The organism is Pseudoduganella sp. RAF19, from assembly GCF_052114165.1.
Taxonomy (GTDB): Bacteria; Pseudomonadota; Gammaproteobacteria; order Burkholderiales; family Burkholderiaceae_D; genus Rugamonas.
In genome coordinates this window covers 42,210-62,098 of record NZ_JBFREF010000016.1, presented here as the reverse complement: position 1 = coordinate 62,098, position 19,889 = coordinate 42,210, and the positions used below count along the sequence as shown (strand labels likewise).

Here is a 19,889-nt window from a genome sequence, read left to right as displayed (position 1 = left end):
ATGCGACATCAGTTCGCTTGCAAGGCGAGCTCATGTCGCATTTAGTGCCTGACCCCAGATCTATTTGCCGATGCAGAAACGGGAGAAGATGACGCCGAGCAGGTCGTCCGAGCTGAAGGCGCCGGTGATGGTGGAAAGCTGTGTCTGCGCCAGCCGAAGTTCTTCGGCGAAGAGATCGAGCGATTGATCGGTCTGCGCCGCATGCTGGCCCGCCAGGTCCAGATGGCGCGCGGCGTTCTTCAGCGCGATCAGGTGGCGCTCGCGTGCGAGATACAGCGATTCACCCGTCTGCTGCCAGCCCGCGATGTGCAGCAGTTCGGCGCGCAGCAGGTCCATGCCGATGTTCTCGTGCGCCGACAGATAGATGTGCGTCGCATCTTCCATGCGGTCCACCGATGGCTTGTGGCCGGACAGGTCAATCTTGTTCCAGATACGCAGCACCGGCACGCCTTCCGGGAAACCGGCCACGATGGTTTCGTCGGCGCGCGTCGGCCCCAGGTCGGCGTCCAGCATATGCAGGATCACATCCGCCTTGCCCACTTCGCCCCAGGTGCGCTCAATGCCGATGCGCTCCACCACGTCCACCGCTTCATCGTGCGAGCGGATGCCGGCGGTGTCGATAATGTTCAGCGGGATGCCTTCGATCTGGATCGTCTCGCTCACCTTGTCGCGCGTGGTACCCGCGATCGGCGTGACGATGGCCACGTCTGCGCCGGCCAGTGCGTTCAGCAGTGAGGACTTGCCAACATTCGGCTGCCCCACCAGCACCACGTTCAAGCCTTCGCGCAGCAGCGCGCCTTGCGAAGCCTGGCGGAACACGTGGTCCAGTGCTTCGACGATGCCTTTCAACTGGCCGCGCGCATCGGATTTTTCGAGGAAGTCGATTTCCTCTTCCGGGAAGTCCAGCGTCGCTTCCACCAGCATGCGCAGATGGGTCACGCGTTCCACCAGTTCGTGAATCGTTTTCGAGAAGGCGCCGGACAGCGAAGCCGACGCCGATTTGGCCGCCGCTTCGGTCGATGCGTCGATCAGGTCGGCCACCGCTTCGGCCTGCGCCAGATCGAGCTTGTCGTTCATATAAGCCCGGCGCGTGAATTCGCCCGGTTCCGCCAGACGCAGGCCGGAGTCATGGCCTGCTTCCAGCACGCGCTGCAGCAGCATCTGCAGCACGATCGGACCGCCGTGGCCCTGCAGCTCCAGCACGTCTTCGCCGGTGTAGGAATGCGGGCCTTTGAAGTAGACCGCGATGCCCTGGTCGATGATGCTGCCGTCCGCATTGGTGAACGGGATATAGGTCGCGTGGCGCGGCTTCAGCGCGGCCTCGCCGAACAGCGCGGCGGCCAGGCCCTTCAGGTTTTTGCCGGAGGCACGCACGACGCCGATGCCGCCGCGTCCCGGTGCGGTAGCGATGGCGGCGATGGGGGAGGAGTCCAGATTCATGGCTCAGATTCTAAAGTATTAAAACCACAGGCGTAACCCTGGTGCCTGCCACGATGTGGCAGGCACCTGCTCTTCTGCTGTGGGTTTTCAAAAAAAAACCCGTGCGACGAGGCACGGGTTTTTCTGCAACAGCCCAGCGAGCCTTAATTGGCAGGCGCCGGGTTGAGTTTCTTGGTGATGACCCACTGTTGCGTAATCGACAGCACGTTGTTCACCACCCAGTACAGCACCAGGCCGGACGGGAAGAAGAAGAACATCACCGAGAACGCCAGCGGCATGAACAGCATCATCTTCGCCTGTGCCGGATCGGCCGGCTGCGGGTTCAGCTTGGTGGTGATGAACATCGAAATCGCGTACAGCACCGGCAGCACGAAGTACGGGTCGGGCTTGGTCAGGTCGTGAATCCACAAGGCCCACGGCGCACCGCGCATTTCGACCGACGCATTCAGCACCCAGTACAGGGCGATAAACACCGGCATCTGCACCAGGATCGGCAGGCAGCCGCCCAGCGGGTTGATCTTCTCGGTCTTGTACAGCTCCATCATGGCCTGGTTCATCTTCTGCGGGTCGCCTTTGTGGCGCTCGCGGATGGCGTTCATCTTCGGCGTCACGACCTTCATGCGGGCCATGCTGCGGAAGCTCGCTGCGGACAGCGGGAAGAACAGCAGCTTGATCAGCACGGTGAAGGCGATGATGGTCCAGCCCCAGTTGCCAATCATGCCGTGCAGCTTCTCGATCACCCACCAGATCGGGTTGGCGACGATGGCCAGCTTGCCGTAGTCCTTCACCAGTTCCAGACCAGGGCTCACTGCGGCCATCGCCTTTTCATCCTGCGGACCGGAGTACAGCTTGGCGTCGTTCGAAATCGTGGCGCCAGGCGCCAGGGTGCCCAGCGGCTGCAGAACGCCGATGGAGTACAGGTTGTCGCCTTCCTTCTTGGTCAGGATTTCGCGCGCCAGCTTGTCCTGCGGGACGAAGGCGGACACGAAGAAGTGCTGCGAGATGGCGATCCAGCCGCCATCGGCCTTGGTCGCGTGGTCAGGCTGGAACGGCTTGCCTGGGTTTTCCTTCTGGTGCTTGTCTTCCTTCTCGATCTTGTCGAAGGTCAGCTTCTCGTACTTGGCTTCCGGCGTGTACATGGTCGGGCCGGTGAAGCTGGAGTTGAACCAGGATGAGCCCTCCGGCTTGTTGCCGTCGTGGACCAGCTGCAGGTACAGCTCCGGCGTGATCGGCGCGCTGCCGGTGTTGGTCACGTCGTGACGCACGTCGACCACGTAGTCGCCGCGCTTGAAGGTGAAGGTCTTGGTCAGCTTTACGCCACCCTGATCGGCTTCCAGAATCAGCTGCACCTGGTTGGCGTCGTTCAGCATGCGTGGACCAGCTTTGGCCACGAACGGCGTGGTGTGGTTCGGCAGGCCAGGCGCGCCCACCAGACCGGACTGGCCCAGGTAGGTGTTCTTGCCGTCCTGCTTGAACAGGACCTGGTTCTTGCCTTCGTCGAAGGCGTCCTTGTACTTCAGCAGTTCCAGGCGCTTGATCTGGCCGCCCAGTGTGTCGATGTCGACACGCAGCACGTCCGTGGTAATGGTGACAACTTCCGTCTTGATCGGTGCCGGGACGGCAGCGCTGGCGTCAGCGCCCGGTGCCGCAGCGGCCGGGGCGGCAGCCGTGGCCGATGCCGTCGGCACGCCGGCGGTAGCAGGTTTGGCCGGAGCAGCGACCGTCTTGGCCGGGGCCGGACCAAACATGGATGGACGGCCAGTCGATACCATCCAGTCGTTCCAAAGCATGACCAGCGATACGGCGAAGACGATCCACAGGATGGTGCGTTTATTGATATCCATTGGGTACAGTCAGGAGTGGTTGCAACCGCAAGCGGTTGTAGGAGAAGTGTTCTTGGGGGGCACCGGATCGACGCCGCCTGCGTTCCAGGGATGGCAGCGGCACACTCGGCGCGCGGTCAGCCAGCTGCCTTTCGCGGCGCCATGCAATTGCAGGGCCTCGATGGCGTAATTGGAGCAGGAGGGATAAAAACGGCAGCGCGGCCCCATCATCGGGCTGATGGCGATCTGGTAGAAGCGCAGCAGCGCGGTCAGCAGGGCTTTCATCGCGCGGGACGATTCTGCGAAGCGAACAGGCGCGTGATTTCCACCCGCAGCGCTGCTTTCAGGCTGGTGGTGGTGGCCGGACCGTCCTTTTTATTGACGGGGCGCGCCAGGCGCACCACGCAGTCAATGGCAGGCAGCCCGGCGACGCGGAAGGCTTCGCGGGTGACGCGCTTGATCGTGTTGCGGGTGACCGCGCGGGGTGCAAACTTTTTGGCAACGACAACGCCCAGCCGCGCATGGGGCAGCTGATTCTGGCGGGTATAAAGCACGAAGTGCGCACTTTTTTGAGCGGGGCGCAAACGAAAAACGGATGAAAATTCATCCGTTTTTACGATGCGCCGAGCGCGTGCGAAGTCGTGTTGTCCCTCGCCTGTCGAGCTGTTGTTGCAGCTTTCCACGCGATCAGCAACAAGCAGATGACTTATACAACAGCCAGACGCTTGCGGCCCTTTGCACGGCGTGCGTTCAGGACTTGACGGCCGCCACGGGTAGCCATACGTGCGCGGAAACCGTGGGTGCGCTTGCGACGCACAACGGAAGGTTGGTAAGTACGTTTCATGTTGGTCTCGCTTAAAAATACAGAATCGGGACAGGCGTGTCCCGGTAAATATTGGTGCCAATGACATTTCGCGCACTTATGCCAACACCTCGGCACAAGCTGGCCAATCTCATCGCCCGCTTCATCCGCGCATCGTAAACTGAAAAATCACGGAGTACGGGCGGGGAACCCTGAATTATCAGCATTTTGGTGTACCTTGTCAACCAACGGCCGAAAAGCCGGTGGCAGGCACGCCGTGCCTGCCACCAGAATCTGCATCGGGTTTTCAATTGCACAACCGTGCAAAATTTCGTGGTTAACCTGTGGATAACTTGCCCGGTCGAGGTTAGAATAGCGCGTTACGTGTGGCGATTAGAACGCCCTCCCACACCTTTTGCAGATAGAAGATTCATGGAAAATTTCTGGCAGACCTGCTCCGCCCAGTTGGAGCTTGAGCTGACGCCGCAACAATTCATGGCCTGGATTAAGCCGCTTGTGCCTCTCGATTTCGAGAACAACAAGCTGCGTGTTGCCGCGCCCAACCGTTTCAAGCTGGACTGGGTGAAGACCCAGTTTGCCAGCCGTATTACGGCCCTGGCCTGCCAGTATTGGGAAACGCCGATCGAGGTGCAGTTCGTGCTCGACCCGCGCCTGAACGCGGTCAAGAAGCCGGCCGCGCCGGCTGTGGTGGCCGGTCCGCTGGGCGATTCGCGTCCGGAAGCGCCTGCCCAGGCCGCTGCGCCGACCGCCGCTGCCGAGTACGCCAACCCGAAAGGCCGCGAACAGAGCCGCATCAACCCCGACCTGACCTTCGAAAGCTTCGTGACCGGTAAGGCCAACCAGCTGGCGCGCGCTGCAGCGATCCAGGTGGCCAACAACCCTGGCGTGTCCTACAACCCGCTGTTCTTCTATGGCGGCGTGGGCCTGGGTAAGACCCACTTGATCCATGCCATCGGCAACCAGGTGATGGCCGACCAGCCGGGCGCCCGCATCCGCTACATCCACGCCGAGCAGTATGTGCGCGACGTGGTGACCGCTTACCAGCGCAAGGGTTTCGACGACTTCAAGCATTACTATCACTCGCTGGACATGCTGCTGATCGACGATATTCAATTCTTCGGTGGCAAATCGCGTACCCAGGAAGAGTTCTTCTATGCGTTCGAAGCCCTGATCGCGGCCAAGAAGCAGATCATCATCACCTCGGATACCTATCCGAAAGAGATCACCGGCATGGATGACCGCCTGATCTCCCGCTTCGACTCCGGCCTGACCGTGGCGATCGAACCGCCCGAGCTGGAAATGCGCGTGGCGATTCTGCTGAAGAAAGCCAAGTCGGAAGGCGTGACCCTGAACGACGACGTGGCCTTCTTCGTCGCCAAGCACCTGCGCTCCAACGTGCGCGAGCTGGAAGGCGCGCTGCGCAAGATCCTGGCCTACTCGCGTTTCCACGGCAAGGACATCACCATCGATATCGTGAAGGAAGCGCTGAAGGATCTGCTGTCCGTTCAGAACCGCCAGATTTCTGTGGAAAACATCCAGAAGACCGTGGCCGACTTCTTCAACATCAAGGTGGCCGATATGTATTCCAAGCGCCGTCCGGCCAACATCGCCCGTCCGCGCCAGATCGCCATGTATCTCGCGAAAGAGCTGACCCAGAAATCGCTGCCGGAGATCGGCGAACTGTTCGGTGGCCGCGACCACACGACCGTGCTGCACGCCGTGCGCAAGATCGCCATGGACCGCACCAAAAACCCGGAGTGCAATCACGAGTTGCACGTTCTGGAACAAACCTTGAAAGGCTAGTGTCAGCCACATCGTGGCTGACACCTGGTTTTAGCCTTGGGTTGTAAGCAAATTGCTATACTGCTGGGCTAGCAAGATTTAAATCGTACTAACTTTTTTGAGGACATTTATGCAACTGGTCAAAACCACCCGAGATACCCTTCTCCGGCCACTGCAGATCGTGAGCGGTATTGTCGAGCGTCGGCACACTATGCCGATTCTGGCCAATATCCTCATCCGCAAGGAAGGCGAAAGCGTCTCGTTCCTGTCCACCGACACGGAAGTGCAGATCACCACGCACGCTGACATCGGCTCGGGTGCCGACGTCACCGGCACCACCGTGGCCGCGCGCAAGCTGCTGGACATCCTGCGCGCCCTGCCGGAAGCGGGCGACGTATCCATCACCCTGGCCAACAAGCGCCTGACCGTCCAGAGCGGCAAGTCGCGCTTCGCCCTGCAAACCCTGGCCGCGGAAGAGTTCCCGACCGTGCAGCAGGCCGACAGCTTCAACGCCTCGTTCGAACTGCCGCAAAAGACCCTGAAGCACCTGTTCAACATGGTGCACTTCTCGATGGCCCAGCAGGACATCCGCTACTACCTGAACGGCCTGCTGCTTGTCCTGGACGGCAAAAACGTCATCGCCGTGGCGACCGACGGCCACCGTCTGGCCTTCTGCCAGGTGGAAACCGAACAGGCTTTCGAGCGCCAGGAAGTGATCATCCCGCGCAAGACCATCATCGAACTGCAGCGCCTGTTGGAAGAATCCGACGACGCCGTGAAACTGGACATCGCCGCCAGCCAGGTCAAGCTGCAATTCGCCGACATCGAACTGATCTCCAAGCTGGTCGAAGGCAAGTTCCCCGACTACACCCGCGTGATCCCGAAGGGCTACACCAATAACTTCACGATCAGCCGCGACGAACTGCTGCGCTCCCTGCAGCGCGCCGCGATCATGACCAGCGATAAATTCAAAGGCGTGCGCTGCATCATCAGCCCCGGCTCGCTGAAGATTTCCTCCACCAACGCCGACCAGGAAGAAGCGGTGGAAGAACTGGAAATCGACTATGGTGGCGACAACATCGACATCGGCTTCAACGTCACCTACCTGCTGGACGTGCTGAACAACCTCAAGTGCGACCAGGTCAACGTAGCCCTCGGCGACAGCAACAGCTCCGCCCTGATCTCGATCCCGGAAAACCAGGACTTCAAATACGTCGTCATGCCAATGCGGATCTAACAAAGATCCGTAGTGCAGCGTAGGGCGGATCATCCGATCCGCCGCAGCAGACCAGTAACATCGTTAATTGAGAAAGCAGTGTCAATGTCCGAAAGCCATAACGAACAACCGAACAAGTCTGAAGAATACGGCGCCTCCTCGATCCAGATCCTGGAAGGTCTGGAAGCGGTGCGCAAGCGCCCCGGCATGTACATCGGTGACACCTCGGACGGCACCGGCCTGCACCACCTGGTGTTTGAAGTGCTGGACAACTCGATCGACGAAGCGCTGGCGGGCTACTGCTCGGAAATCCACGTCACCATCCACAGCGACAACTCCATCTCCATCACCGACAACGGCCGCGGCATTCCGGTCGGCCTGAAGATGGACGACAAGCACGAACCGAAGCGCTCCGCCGCTGAAATCGTGCTGACCGAGCTGCACGCCGGCGGCAAGTTCGACCAGAACGCCTACAAGGTGTCGGGCGGCCTGCACGGCGTGGGCGTGTCCTGCGTGAACGCACTGTCCAAGCTGCTGCGCGTGACCATCCGCCGCGACGGCAAAGTGCACCAGATGGATTTCGTGCGCGGCATCCCGCAGAACCGCGAAATCGAAATGATCGATGGCGTGGCCGTGTCCCCGATCAAGGTGATCGGCGAGACCGACAAGCGCGGCACCGACGTGCACTTCTGGGCCGACGAAGAGATCTTCACCCACGTGGAATTCCACTACGAGATCCTGGCCAAGCGTATCCGCGAACTGAGCTTCCTGAACAACGGCGTCAACATCAAGCTGACCGACCAGCGCACCGGCAAGGAAGAGATCTTCGCCTTCGAAGGCGGCACCCGCGGCTTCGTTGAGTACATCAACAAGGCCAAGACCGTGCTGCACCCGACCGTGTTCCAGGCCACTGGCGAGCGCCAGTCCGACCAGGGCACCAATATCTCGGTCGACGTGTCCATGCAATGGAACGATGCCTTCAACGAACAGGTACTCTGCTTCACCAACAACATTCCGCAGCGCGACGGCGGTACCCACCTGACCGGCCTGCGTGCGGCGATGACCCGTGTCATCAACAAGTACATTGACGAGAACGACTTCGCCAAGAAGGCCAAAGTCGAAATCAGCGGCGACGACATGCGCGAAGGCCTGACCTGCGTGCTGTCCGTGAAAGTGCCGGAGCCGAAGTTCTCGTCCCAGACCAAGGACAAGCTGGTGTCCTCCGAAGTGCGCGGCCCGGTGGAAGAAATCGTGGCCAAGACGCTGACCGACTTCCTGATGGAAAAGCCGAACGACGCCAAGATCATCTGCGGCAAGATCGTGGAAGCGGCGCGTGCCCGTGAAGCGGCCCGCAAGGCGCGCGACCTGACCCGCCGCAAAGGCATCATGGACGGCCTGGGCCTGTCCGCCAAGCTGGCCGACTGCCAGGAAAAAGACCCGGCCCTGTCCGAACTGTACATCGTCGAGGGTGACTCCGCAGGCGGCTCGGCCAAGCAGGGCCGCGACCGTAAGTTCCAGGCCATCCTGCCGCTGCGCGGTAAGGTGCTGAACGTGGAAAAGGCGCGCTTCGAGAAGATGCTGTCCTCCGAGCAGATCACCACCCTGATCGCCACGCTGGGCACCTCCATCGGCGCCGATGAATTCAACATCGAAAAACTGCGCTACCACCGCATCATCATCATGACCGATGCGGACGTCGACGGCGCCCACATCCGTACCCTGCTGCTGACCCTGTTCTACCGCCAGATGCCGCAGCTGGTCGAGCGCGGCCACATCTACATTGCACAGCCGCCGCTGTACAAGGTGAAGGCCGGCCGCGACGAGCGCTACCTGAAGGACGACCTGGAAGAAGCCGGCTACATGATGAACGTGGCACTGAACACCGCCGTACTCACCCCGCGCGAAGGCGCCGACGTGATCCAGGGCGAAGCACTGGCCGCGCTGGCCGACAAGTACAACGTCGCCAACGCCGTGATGACCCGTCTGACCCGCGTGATCGACCGCGCCGCGCTGACCGCCATCATGACCGGCGTCACGCTGGACCTGTCCACCATCGACTCGGCCGAAGCCTCGGCCAAGGCGCTGGCAGCCAACATCAACGACGTGGCCGTGAAAGTGGGCGTGTTCACCGACGAGCTGTCCGAGAAGCACACGCTGCGCATCGAACGCCTGCACCACGGTAACGTGAAAGTGTCCGGCATCGACGCCGACTTTGTGCAAGGCGCCGACTACCGCGTGCTGGCCGACGCCGCCGCCACCTTCACCGGCCTGATCGGCGAAGGCGCCGTGATCCGCCGCGGCGAAGGCGAGCGCACCAAGGAAAGCGCCGTGGTCGACTTCCACCACGCCATGCAATGGCTGCGCGACGAAGCGGAACGCACCGTGTCCAAGCAGCGCTACAAAGGTCTGGGCGAGATGAATCCAGAGCAGCTGTGGGAAACCACCATGGACCCAACCGTCCGCCGCCTGCTGAAAGTGCAGATCGAAGACGCCATTGCCGCCGACCAGATCTTCACCACCCTGATGGGCGACGACGTGGAACCGCGCCGCAACTTCATCGAAACCAACGCTCTGCGCGCTGGCAATATCGACGTATAAACCCCACACGTTGATACTTAAAAAAGGCCCGCCACGTGCGGGCCTTTTTTTCGCCCCTGGGCTAATTCGGTCTAATTCGAGCAGAAACAAGCTAAAACAGTCGAAAAATCGGACCCGTTTATCTAAAACGGTCCCGAAAATCCCACCCGAAGTCTAATCCCTTTTCGCAAGCCGAAAGTCTAAAACGATCCCAATTCCCTTTCTCCGCTCCAAGTTTTAGACTGATTTCGAGGCCATATTGGCGGCCACCTCGCCTTATCATCCAGAATATAGTGTTGTAGATCGATCAATAGCGCCTACCGTTGTGATAGGCTGTAATGTACTTCTCAACATTCGGTAAATCGGGCAACTCAGTGGCTTCCAAATCGATCCAACTCGCACAGGCAATCCAGCGCGACCCAGGTCGAATGAGCACCGCCCTGCTGATCTCCCTGATCGTCCACGCCCTTCTGCTGAGCATCTCCATCGGCGGCCAAACCTTCGGCATGCCCGGCTTCAAATTCCCGTGGAAGGACGGACGCCTCGGTGCCGACGAGCTGCACGTCCTGCTCGCGCCCGCACCCGCGCCCGCTCCGTCCGCAGCCGCACCTGCAAGCGCCCTGCCACCTCCGCCGGACTCATCGCCGGTCCAGCAAATATCCAACCCGATCCTCGCCACCGTAGAAAAGCCAGCAATGGGTAGCACTGTCAGTTCAATGACGATTGCCCCGCGCACCGCCCCACCGCCGGCGCCCGCACAGGCACAAGCCAGCGCACCCGCGCCTGCAGTGGAACCGGTCATGACCGTGCAACAGCCCGCAATACCGATTCCAACCGCTCCTGCGCCACAAACCGCGCCCGTTCAAGTGAGTGAGGCGCCCGCCCCCACCAACGCGCGCGAAGCAGCACCAAAGCCCATCGAACAAGCCGCAAAAGAACAAGCCCTCGACCAAGCCGGCATCGAACTGGAAAAGCAACGCACCGAAAACCTGCGCCAAACCGAACTGATGGCCGCCGCACAGCAAGAAACCGCGCGCCAGGAACAACTACGAATCGCTACCGCACGCGACGAACAAGCCGCACGCGACGAAGCCGCACGACAAGAAGCCGAACGCCAGGAAAACCTGCGCCGCGACGCGCAACGCCAAGAGCAAGCACGCCAAGAAGAAAAAGCCCGCCAGGACGCCGCTCGTCAAGAACAAGAACGCGCCGAAGCCGCACGTCTTGAAGCCCTTCGCCAGGAACAAGCAAAGCAAGCGCAGCTCGAAGCAGCACACCAAGCCCAACAGGAAGCCGCAAGAAAAGAGCAGGCCCGCCTCGCCGAAAAAGCCCGCCAAGACGCCATCCGCCAGGAACAGGAGCGCGCCGAAGCAGCCCGCCTCGAACAGGTCAAGCTAGCCCAACAAGAAGCAGCGCGCCAGGCACAACGCCAACAAGAAGCCGCACGCCAGGAAGCCCTCAAACAAGAGCAAGCCCGCCAAGACGCCATCAAGGCCGAAGCCGCGCGCCAGGAGGCAGCAAAACAAGAAGCAGCCCGTCTGGAACAAGCCAGGAAAGACCAGATAGCACGCGAGCGCGCCGAAGAAGAAGCCAAGCGCGAAGAACGCCTGCGCCAAATCGGCAAACAACTCGACGCAGAACGCGCCCAGCGCGAAGCCGCCGACCGCCAATCAAAATCGCTGCTGCCAACCGTCAGCAGCCTCCGCCGCGGCTGGCTCTTCGGCCGTGCCGACCCGAACGCGGATCTGATCCTCTACGCGGAGACAATGAGCCGCAAGATCGAAAACAACATGACTTTCGACATGGTCCGCGAAGCGGTCAAGCAGCCTCACGCCAACCCGGTTGTGACGGTCGCAATCCGCGCCGACGGCACCGTGGAGAAGATAACCTTCGTAACCTCCAGCGGCGTGCCCGCACTCGACGAAGCCATCCGAAAGGTCGTCGCAAGCCAAGCCCCCTACGGCGCGTTCCCGCTCCCACTGGCACGCCAATACGACGTAATCGAAATCCGCCGCACATGGATCTTCGACATGGCCATCCGCCTGCAGTAAAGAGAAATCAAGAAGCTCCGCTCGGTTCGCTGTGTATGAATCACCCGCAGATCTCAGCAATTTAGGTCAAGTGGCCCTGGCCGAACCGAGCTAGTTATCTTGTAGTTATCTGTTGTTGTCGACAGGCCGAGCCCGAATTGAGCGAGTGATTCGATCCCAAAAGTAAAGCGCATCATCGTCGCTGATTGATGGCTTAGTTCCTCCAACCGTATTTCCAGACACACCTGTATGGGTACTCGTGCCGGACCATAAATTATCTCAGCGTCAGTTGGTACGTCCACAAGAAATCAACCTAAGCAAACTGTCTTAGATTGTTGAACGCTCGCCTTCAGTCGACCGATATTGCTAATCGCATCGTTCTCGATTACTTTCCGATCCTTCCCAAAGGTTAAAGCGCTGCTGTATGCAAGTATGGCCAAAGCCGCGGAACTCATTATATTTCGGCAAGTTCTCATTATCAGGCACGGTATTCTTGAGTTGGTTGACGATCCCACAGCCAAACAGTCCTTGAGAGGCCAAAGCCTGGCATCTACTCACACTACGAAGTAGCGCTCATGCTCAAATTGTCATCGCCGATACTCGCATTTATTGCGTCATCTGTACCTTGGAATCCTTTGCGATAACGCCAGTATCCGGTGGGCTCGACGATGCTTTTGCAGAATCCAGCGTAAGAATCGTGAACATATCGATCAAAGAAATTGGCAACGACCATTGATGGTTCACCCAAGGAGATAGCCCGTTTCAAGACCACTGTAGCCTCTGGGTCAAGCTTCGCCTTAGTGTTAATTGGGATTTCAATCCCCGCTTTGGGATCAAATACAAGGTCTTTGACCACGCGTTTACCTACTGGTTTCGCTAACGGTGCAAGCAACGCCTCAGCATCAGAGATAAGCTTGCGATTTGCAAGCAAAAGCAACTCGCGGTCTGTCGTGGCTAGTCGGACGTGGCTCACTTCTGCATATCGATTGCGAATCGCCCAGCGCCAAGCCAGATATACCTCCATCCAATCTGAGAGCTTTCTATGAACAGCTCCAGTGGCGAACATGAACGCATCAAAATCGCCCTTCAGTTTTTGTGAAATAGCAAACGGGTCGTACACACCAGGGTTGTTCGAAAGGTCCTTTTTTAGGGGAACGAGAGCGGTCACTGCATATTCGAAAAGGTGGTTTAAAGGTACTTGAGACAGCTTCATCGCATCACCGTTCTCTGACGTTTGATCAAAAGCTATACCTAGCACACCCGGTGCGTAACCACCTCCGACATCACTATGCGAGCCTGGGTATGCGACCTCTACTAGATTAGATTTAGTACCGCCTTCAACCGCAACTTTGTCAATTGGGAAGTTCTTTCGCAGTTCGTGCATCGCAACGAAGTGAACGCAATTTACTACTCCGTTCGGTATTAGGAGCGATTCTTTTCTCGCCCAGCCAGCATGCCCACCAGTCTGATTCCTTAACCCTGTTTCGAGCATCTCTCTCATGCCCGCAGACGCCACAGTGTCGAAGAGCCCCATGAATCGTATGCTCAACGGAATACCAGCGAACTTGCCGTCAACCAGAAGCTCACTTAACCACGAGGCATACGCCCGCGCCTCTGCAGCGCCTCTCGAAAAGCCAAAGATGTCGATCACCAGCTCAGTAAGATTCAGTTCTGATTCCGATAGCAGCCGGCGTAAGCGTTTCGTTTCGTTCGCAAGGCAGCCTCTTCGTGCTGCACCTCTATCATCACATTCGAGAAGGCCTTTTTCGTACCCCAGTCGACTGATTGCATGAAGATCAAATTCGTTTGCAGGCACGCTGTCTTTGCAGAGTATTCGCATCTCTTGCTTGCCAAACCTGGGGGCACCTTGCGTCACGAATCGATGAACAAAATCCACTGTCTTGAGTAGTGCAAAAAGAACCCGCGCCTCACACCCGATACCGAAGGCTGTACCTCTCCAACCCTCGGGCCGAGAGTTGATGGCGTGGAATGCGGTGCCTACACCTGGAACGTAAAGACTCTCGACACCACGGGTGAACTGGCTTGGATAGCATTTCCAAAGTCTAGCGATATTCGTGTGTGCAAATTGTGGTTGATCCCGCTCCAGATTATTATCGGTGCCATCAAAAAAGACACCAAATTGCAGCCCAATCTGACACTTCCGAGAATCAGTAGCACGCATATGATATGGCGTAATACGATCAAGAAAAGGTTCTGCCGAGGCGGGCTCAATGTAGCTCAGTAACGTCATCGCCAATCTCCATATTTTTTACGATGCTCCTCAACTTCCTTATCGATTGCAGCGCGATCTTCTTTCGTAATAAGTTCGGTTACATGCCTTCCCTTCGTGGCAAATTTTGCAGCAGCAGCTATATCTGACGTTGAGGCGTACGGCCCATCGAATCTTTGGATGCCTGGGCTCACCCGGATTAACCCTCCTTCAAAGAAATGTACAAATAAATCGTCTGCTTCCTCGTATTTCTCAACCGGTACGTCAGCCCGGTATAGGCCAACAACGCGAATTTTTTTCGCGTCAAAATGAGCCTTGTCGTCAATGGGCGTAAGCGTCCAGTCAGTGACTGACCAGCTAACGTCGACAGTAAGTCCGGGCCTCCACCGTTCAGGGATTGCGATACAGCATAGGCCACTTCCAGCAATGCCATCAAAGCTGCTTGATCCAAAGTAGTGATGATCTATATAGAACTCGTCCACTCTGTATTCGGACGGAAAATAGTGAACGGCATCTACACTGACCAAAACCGGATCGGGCTCCCGCATCAGGAGACAGCCAGCGAGAGGAATAAAAAACATGAACAAAGTGGCTACCCATTTGTGCCTCTGTAGTGCGAACATCACGCTACCTCGCATCTCGCTACAGCATCGTTCAAGTCCCGCCGAAAACGCGCGGCATCTTGATGCGCCAGCACTTGACGAAGCGATGAGGAGTCTAGAAGTCTTCCCTTAGAATCAAAGACTCCTCTTGCGAAAAGAAGGAGGTTCGTCCTATCGGTTTGCCCTGAGCCTTTCCATAGGCTCAGAATTTTTTCAGCCAGCTGAATCTCCAGTTGCGGAGTCTCTGCCCACTGATGGCCAAAGCGCATCGCTCGTAAGTTATGCATCAGCTGATTCGGTTCGTGACAGGCATCTAACGCACTTAACTGCTTCGCCGTAAAGTGAAGTGGCGGTGGCTCCACGTGCGTCTCGTCTGGACATGGCAGCGTCCATAATTTTCCATCAAGACTGTGCACCCTCCAGCGAAGGATTGGTTTGTGAATTGCGCCCCACTGTGACGCTGTCATAACTTGATGTAGCCATGGAACGACCAGGCAGTCAGCAATTCGCAACGTGAACTCGCAACCTTTAGGGTCAACGAAGTACGTGAATTGTCTCAAGTGTTCGGCCAAGCCACTCGCAGATAAACAAGTATCGATAAAAGATGCATGCAACTGAGGCTTGATTTGACTAGCTAAGCGAATCACCGAATCAATTCGATTAGTGCGATATGCAGCTTCAATGTCGACAAGCACTGGACTGACCGACCAAGCAGGCCGATCGTAGAGCGGAAGCAGCCAACGTGAACGGCGCTTAATTTTCGTCCATGGCTTACCTTCTGCCTCCGACATCAAGGCCGTATCCAGCAGTAGAAAAGTAGAGTAATCGCTCATTTCGACGGCGCATATGGGCTGTGGGCTTGTGCGGTAATCCGCAGACATGGAACGCAAATCTTTGTTACTGGTTTGTCTCCCGGGAACTGCAGTTGTTTGCTTTGGCCTGGATGCATTTCGTGCATGGACGCATACATTTGATGCTTGCCCGATGTGTAACCCTTTATCCCGCCTGGGCTCAACTCGATCTCTGTACCACCACCATTTATTCGCACGCCCTTCTTCGCTTTTATCGTGATCCAATCTGCATTGCTGATGATGTCCACGACCTTCTTTGCCAAGAGTTCAAGCTGGTCACCTTGCGCCTGTATAGAGATTTTTCCGCTTGCAGCAGCAGCTTTCACGGCTCCTTCGTTTGCATAGAGGCTAATGTCCCGCACTGCACGGATTGCTGCACTTTCGCCAGCTACAGCAGCGATCGAGGATGCCGTAATGAGATCGATATTCTTCGCAGCCCCAACTGAGAATCCTTCAGGGGTTGCTGCGATCAAGCCGCCGCCTGCGGAAATGGCCATTAGTCGAGATGCCGCCTCATGCATCACTCTCAAATTTTCCGCAGCCTTTTCAAACTGCTCTGCATTCTGTTTATCATCTATGCATTGCGACGCGCGCTCCCCCAACTCCTTTCCCAACCTTAAAATCCCTTCGACTAACTCAGTCATCCCGTCTCTCCCTAACTGATGCGAATCAATGGATTCAAGTGACTCCGTACTAATTAAAATTCCTGACTGCCCCCGTATCGCGACGCTATTCTCGCTACGAAGTTCTACCCCTTCACCGCGATCTTCGGCTTGACCATCTTTCTTCGGACCAGTTAGATATCCAAGGTTTAACTGTGAACTGCCATGGTCGCTAGCCAGCTGCGCGCTGATCTGCTGAAAAGTGTCATCGAAGCACAATTGATTTGCCCGTGCCCCATCTATTTCTCGGCTTCGGATTCCAGATAGATGTCGATTTCCAGGCAATCCACCTGCCGTGCTTAGCGCCGCAGGTTGCGCATCCTGGTTGTATAACTGTCCAACAATCGCAGGCTTGTCTGGATCTCCGCCCAGGAACGCGACCAACACTTCGCTACCTACGCGCGGGAGGCCAAGAAAACCACACTGACTATGCGCACCCCGCCCGTTACCAGCCCAAGTCGTCGCAACGCGCACCCAGGCTGAATCTGAATCGGTATCGGAAGCACCAGTACCTTCTGCATGTTCGTGATCAGGCTCGCGCGTGCCGGTGAACCTAATCTTCACGCGTCCAAGTTCGTCGCAGTGGACCTCTTCGCCTTCTGGGCCGACGACGATGGCACTCTGCACAAGCGCATGCGGAAGTTCGGTGCTCGCATCCCACTTAGGAATAATCTCTATACCGCGCCTGACCGCAGTGAAACGAACCTTGGTGCGAATGTCTTCTTGCGCCACGCCTTCAAGTGCATCATTCTCATAAGACTTCCAGCGATTGCGCGAAAACAGTCGCTCGACGCGCTCGGCCAGGTCCTTCGGAAGATTATTCACTGCGATCACCTGCAGCGACGTGACGACGAAGTCGCGGTCTGCCTCGGGATGCGCGTCGATTTCTGGATGCTCGGCCAGCGTGAAATATTCGCCAGCGCATAAATCGCGCACACTGCCTTCACCGTGGAAGCACTTCGACTCATAGTCATACCTGTTCATTGCCAGTTGCCCCAGCTGGCACAAGTCTTCGTGGTCATCACCGATGTGCGGCGCCTGCACCAAATAGTCATCCAGGCTGGCGGACATCTCATTGCCGCTCGGCCCCTGATCCACACCACTGGCAGAGGTGGCACTCATAAAATCACGCCCCCGCGGATTCATGTAGTCCCAGCTATGCCGCGTCACGCTCCCAGGCTGCAAGGTGCGGACGGCGCACCAAGCGGTGACGGAGTCTCGTTCTTCGGTCGCGTTATCGCGGTGGTAGCGCACCGTGCCGGCAGCATTCGGTGGGATGCTTTCCGCGTTGTTGAACATGACCAGCTTGTGCGCCAGCGATGCGAGACCGTCAGCGCGGAAATACCATGCAATGCCGCGGCGCTTCATCAGGCGCCGAATGAAGGCGGCATCAGACTCGTTGTACTGCATGGTGAACTCGCGCTGAGGATATTCGCGCAGCGCGAACAGTTCATCGGTCTCGTAGTTGAAAGATGTGCCGATGATGGAGTTGGACTGCCGCCATTCATCCAGAATCAGCTGCACGATCTCGACTTCGTTCTTGTTGCGGAACACACGTGTGTTGTTTCGCTTTTCGAGAATAGCCAATGCGTCGCGCATCACGATTTGGTAACTAGCGAGACCGCCATCGCTATCACCAGCCGCAGCTTCGGTGATGATGCCACATACACTGCGCAGGTCTCCTCGGTCGGTCACAAAGTCAACGGCTACAGGCAACGCGATCAATTCCTTCAACGGAAGAAAGGCGTCTAACGCAACGCAGAGAATGCGGTATTCGAGGCCGCCGCAGATGGACTCCGTTCCATACACGCGCTGAGGTAGCAGTACGTCTTCAAGCATTTGAGTTGGATGGGACAAGCGAAGCCGGATCGGGCGATGCTCCGTGACGAGGTCACGTTGTTGTTGCAGGAAGCTGAACAGGGCGTTTTCCAGTTGCATGGCAGGCTCTCTTGTTCAATCGCGCGAGAGAACATGGTTGCATGGCTTGGCACGGCAGAAATTGACCTTCCGCAAAGAAGCAGTTCTACACAAGCGATTGCTGACCGGTCGTGGGCTCAAGCTGGAGCAGCAAGGCTTCCGCGTCCGTGTAGAGGCTCAATTGCGCATACCTATTGCGTGGCACGCGTGACCGAAAAAAGCAATTCAAGACTCGCGCAAACGTATAAATGCTTCGTCCCGCAAAGTAAGCAGCGTCGATCGAAAGCCGAAATCTTGTTCCCGCCATGTAGCGAGTATCAATCCAGGCACAAATCTCATGCTCCGACAGCTTGCGCAGCCCTTCCAGCATGTGCTGGCTTGCCGTACTGGTGATGGGCGCGTGAAGCCGAAGAATGTCGATCAGTTCTGGCAAGCGCGGTGCACGATGTAACAGGGAGAGCAGTATCCAATGCGAGCGACGTGCGGCGAGATATTGCGTGGGACTTGGCTTCTCAAGTACGTGGATCGGGAAGCCAGCAGTGTTCAGTTCTGTTGTAAGTTCGCTCGCATTTTTACTGCTAGCCAAAGACTGCGTCGCGTCGCGGTTTGTACACGTCAGATGAATAGCGAGCGCGCCGGTACTTAAGGCTACAGGTGTGCGAGCGCGGTCAATGAGGTAAAGCGTGTGCTCGTAATCATTGCCTGAGTTCTTCGTTAGCCATTGAATTCCTCCTGGCGCTGTCTCACTATAGGGCATGAATTCGATTGGCGCTTCGTTACAATTTGAGCGATGAAGTAACGACACCTTGTCGATGCTGTATATCTCGCAAGCGGTTTCGGGAAGCTGATCAGGAACGAGAGTGTACTCGGAGCTCGCTGCGTCAAGCTTGATAGGTGCAGCGCGGTAAGGGAACAGATTAATTATCGGCGTACAGCCAAGACGTATGCTGTCGCGCGACAGCTTGCCGGCGTGTGGCAAGTTTGGAAGGATGAGGTGAAGCGTGATTCCATCGCAGCGGGGAATGAAGCTGGCAATGGTGGGCAGGTCAATGTCGATGAAGTTGAACTTTTCGGGAAAGCAGAAGTATTCGGCTAGCAGCCGGTAGCAAGAAAGTGCGGAGGTATCCGGCAAAAGTGCTTCGTTGTCGCTTAGGCCGACCTGATGAAAAGGCGACGCTGGGGAGATCGTCCACTGATCGTTCGCTTGCACGCATACGCACAATGTATGCATCAAGATCGCGTCCATGATCCAGGCAGTCTTCGCTGGGCTACCGCTAACGTGTATACGTAACGGAGCTTCACAGTACAACGCTCTATTCGACGATGTACTGTTGATGGTGAGACGCATAGATGATGCGGCATCTTGCGGAAGACGTAATGCCGCAGGTACCTCTATCGGCGCGATGCAGGCTTCTGCGATGGTGATCGGCGCGATGTTGATGTCATAGGCCGTGCGAAATTTGCAAATCTGCGAGCCCGTTCCGTGTGACTTCAGCATGGTCCCACGAGGGATGTGAGCAACGCTACTGATTGCATTCGGCTTCGCATCGCCATAATCAATCTGCGCAATAGCGCACGACGGAAAAGCCCGCAGCGCCTGATGTGATGCCAGTATCGCGGAAGTCAGCTCTTCATGCTTATCTTCGAGACGCTCTGCCGTGTGCGCATTTAGGAGCGCGATTGACTGAATCAACCGCTCTACTTCGGGGTCCGAGCTTGCCTCGCCAGATAAAGAAATGGCGTGCGCAAGCTGCGGGTAGATACGTGCGAATTCCGCACTTGCACGGCGCAGTCTCGCGAGTTCTTGCTCGTAGTGAGCCAGCAGACTGTCCATAAGGCCTCCTGCGCATTGATAGTCTGGCTATCGTGACACGGGAGGACTTAGACGCGCTTGCGCTGAATCAAGCGAATTTATGAGCTACGTCGCAAATTACTG

Annotated in this window: 15 protein-coding genes; 4 read left to right on the top strand and 11 right to left on the bottom strand. The window is 57.4% G+C overall.

Annotated elements, in window-relative coordinates:
- Positions 1-60 precede the first annotated feature (60 nt).
- The 5 genes from mnmE to rpmH form a co-directional block, all read right to left on the bottom strand.
- Positions 61-1,440 carry a tRNA uridine-5-carboxymethylaminomethyl(34) synthesis GTPase MnmE gene (mnmE, locus tag AB4Z19_RS29575; protein WP_442037038.1) on the bottom strand — a complete coding sequence of 460 codons (1,380 nt, stop codon included), beginning with the start codon at positions 1,438-1,440 and terminating at the stop codon, positions 61-63.
- Positions 1,441-1,583: 143 nt separating this feature from the next.
- Positions 1,584-3,284, bottom strand: a complete 1,701-nt coding sequence (gene yidC, locus AB4Z19_RS29570; protein WP_442024862.1) for a membrane protein insertase YidC — start codon at positions 3,282-3,284, stop codon at positions 1,584-1,586.
- Between the two features lie 9 nt (positions 3,285-3,293).
- On the bottom strand, positions 3,294-3,548 hold the full coding sequence (yidD, locus tag AB4Z19_RS29565; protein ID WP_442024864.1) for a membrane protein insertion efficiency factor YidD: 255 nt from the start codon (positions 3,546-3,548) through the stop codon (positions 3,294-3,296).
- Positions 3,545-3,946, bottom strand: coding sequence for a ribonuclease P protein component (gene rnpA, locus AB4Z19_RS29560; protein WP_442024866.1), 402 nt, complete (start codon positions 3,944-3,946; stop codon positions 3,545-3,547). Before rnpA ends, yidD begins: the two co-directional genes overlap by 4 nt.
- Before the next feature lie 23 nt (positions 3,947-3,969).
- Complete coding sequence (gene rpmH, locus AB4Z19_RS29555; RefSeq protein WP_078035393.1) at positions 3,970-4,107, bottom strand: 50S ribosomal protein L34; 138 nt, start codon at positions 4,105-4,107, stop codon at positions 3,970-3,972.
- A gap of 390 nt (positions 4,108-4,497) precedes the next feature.
- Between rpmH and dnaA the strand changes: the two genes are divergently transcribed.
- From dnaA to AB4Z19_RS29535, 4 genes are all read left to right on the top strand, one after another.
- A complete protein-coding gene (gene dnaA, locus AB4Z19_RS29550; protein WP_442037036.1) occupies positions 4,498-5,889 on the top strand; it encodes a chromosomal replication initiator protein DnaA in 1,392 nt (463 codons plus the stop codon).
- Positions 5,890-5,998: 109 nt separating this feature from the next.
- The gene (gene dnaN, locus AB4Z19_RS29545) at positions 5,999-7,105 is read left to right on the top strand and encodes a DNA polymerase III subunit beta (protein WP_442024871.1); all 1,107 of its coding nucleotides are present in this window, start codon (positions 5,999-6,001) and stop codon (positions 7,103-7,105) included.
- 84 nt (positions 7,106-7,189) lie between these two features.
- Entirely contained in the window at positions 7,190-9,682 is a 2,493-nt protein-coding gene (gyrB, locus tag AB4Z19_RS29540; RefSeq protein WP_442037034.1) for a DNA topoisomerase (ATP-hydrolyzing) subunit B, read from the top strand.
- Between the two features lie 407 nt (positions 9,683-10,089).
- On the top strand, positions 10,090-11,712 hold the full coding sequence (locus AB4Z19_RS29535; RefSeq protein ID WP_442028924.1) for a TonB C-terminal domain-containing protein: 1,623 nt from the start codon (positions 10,090-10,092) through the stop codon (positions 11,710-11,712).
- Positions 11,713-11,817: 105 nt separating this feature from the next.
- Here the strand turns inward: AB4Z19_RS29535 and AB4Z19_RS29530 are convergent, their stop codons facing one another.
- The 6 genes from AB4Z19_RS29530 to tssF all read right to left on the bottom strand — a co-directional run bounded on the left by AB4Z19_RS29530 (position 11,818) and on the right by tssF (position 19,787).
- Positions 11,818-11,934, bottom strand: a complete 117-nt coding sequence (locus AB4Z19_RS29530) for a T6SS immunity protein Tli4 family protein (RefSeq protein WP_442028925.1) — start codon at positions 11,932-11,934, stop codon at positions 11,818-11,820.
- 316 nt (positions 11,935-12,250) lie between these two features.
- On the bottom strand, positions 12,251-13,942 hold the full coding sequence (locus tag AB4Z19_RS29525) for a T6SS phospholipase effector Tle1-like catalytic domain-containing protein (protein WP_442037032.1): 1,692 nt from the start codon (positions 13,940-13,942) through the stop codon (positions 12,251-12,253).
- Positions 13,939-14,544, bottom strand: coding sequence for a DUF3304 domain-containing protein (locus tag AB4Z19_RS29520; protein WP_442037030.1), 606 nt, complete (start codon positions 14,542-14,544; stop codon positions 13,939-13,941). Before AB4Z19_RS29520 ends, AB4Z19_RS29525 begins: the two co-directional genes overlap by 4 nt.
- Positions 14,544-15,356 carry a DUF4123 domain-containing protein gene (locus AB4Z19_RS29515; protein ID WP_442037028.1) on the bottom strand — a complete coding sequence of 271 codons (813 nt, stop codon included), beginning with the start codon at positions 15,354-15,356 and terminating at the stop codon, positions 14,544-14,546. The genes AB4Z19_RS29520 and AB4Z19_RS29515 overlap by 1 nt, the downstream gene beginning before the upstream one ends.
- Positions 15,353-17,974, bottom strand: coding sequence for a type VI secretion system Vgr family protein (locus tag AB4Z19_RS29510; protein WP_442037026.1), 2,622 nt, complete (start codon positions 17,972-17,974; stop codon positions 15,353-15,355). The genes AB4Z19_RS29515 and AB4Z19_RS29510 overlap by 4 nt, the downstream gene beginning before the upstream one ends.
- A gap of 85 nt (positions 17,975-18,059) precedes the next feature.
- A complete protein-coding gene (gene tssF, locus AB4Z19_RS29505; protein WP_442037024.1) occupies positions 18,060-19,787 on the bottom strand; it encodes a type VI secretion system baseplate subunit TssF in 1,728 nt (575 codons plus the stop codon).
- Positions 19,788-19,889: the final 102 nt, after the last annotated feature.

What these genes read in the sequence shown, in the direction of transcription:
- mnmE (WP_442037038.1), bottom strand. Translation starts at nt 1,440, where the DNA reads ATGAATCTGGACTCCTCCCCCATCGCCGCCATCGCTACCGCACCGGGA.
- yidC (WP_442024862.1), bottom strand. Translation starts at nt 3,284, where the DNA reads ATGGATATCAATAAACGCACCATCCTGTGGATCGTCTTCGCCGTATCG.
- yidD (WP_442024864.1), bottom strand. Translation starts at nt 3,548, where the DNA reads ATGAAAGCCCTGCTGACCGCGCTGCTGCGCTTCTACCAGATCGCCATC.
- rpmH (WP_078035393.1), bottom strand. Translation starts at nt 4,107, where the DNA reads ATGAAACGTACTTACCAACCTTCCGTTGTGCGTCGCAAGCGCACCCAC.
- dnaA (WP_442037036.1), top strand. Translation starts at nt 4,498, where the DNA reads ATGGAAAATTTCTGGCAGACCTGCTCCGCCCAGTTGGAGCTTGAGCTG.
- dnaN (WP_442024871.1), top strand. Translation starts at nt 5,999, where the DNA reads ATGCAACTGGTCAAAACCACCCGAGATACCCTTCTCCGGCCACTGCAG.
- gyrB (WP_442037034.1), top strand. Translation starts at nt 7,190, where the DNA reads ATGTCCGAAAGCCATAACGAACAACCGAACAAGTCTGAAGAATACGGC.
- AB4Z19_RS29535 (WP_442028924.1), top strand. Translation starts at nt 10,090, where the DNA reads ATGAGCACCGCCCTGCTGATCTCCCTGATCGTCCACGCCCTTCTGCTG.
- AB4Z19_RS29525 (WP_442037032.1), bottom strand. Translation starts at nt 13,942, where the DNA reads ATGACGTTACTGAGCTACATTGAGCCCGCCTCGGCAGAACCTTTTCTT.
- AB4Z19_RS29520 (WP_442037030.1), bottom strand. Translation starts at nt 14,544, where the DNA reads ATGTTCGCACTACAGAGGCACAAATGGGTAGCCACTTTGTTCATGTTT.
- AB4Z19_RS29515 (WP_442037028.1), bottom strand. Translation starts at nt 15,356, where the DNA reads ATGAGCGATTACTCTACTTTTCTACTGCTGGATACGGCCTTGATGTCG.
- AB4Z19_RS29510 (WP_442037026.1), bottom strand. Translation starts at nt 17,974, where the DNA reads ATGCAACTGGAAAACGCCCTGTTCAGCTTCCTGCAACAACAACGTGAC.
- tssF (WP_442037024.1), bottom strand. Translation starts at nt 19,787, where the DNA reads ATGGACAGTCTGCTGGCTCACTACGAGCAAGAACTCGCGAGACTGCGC.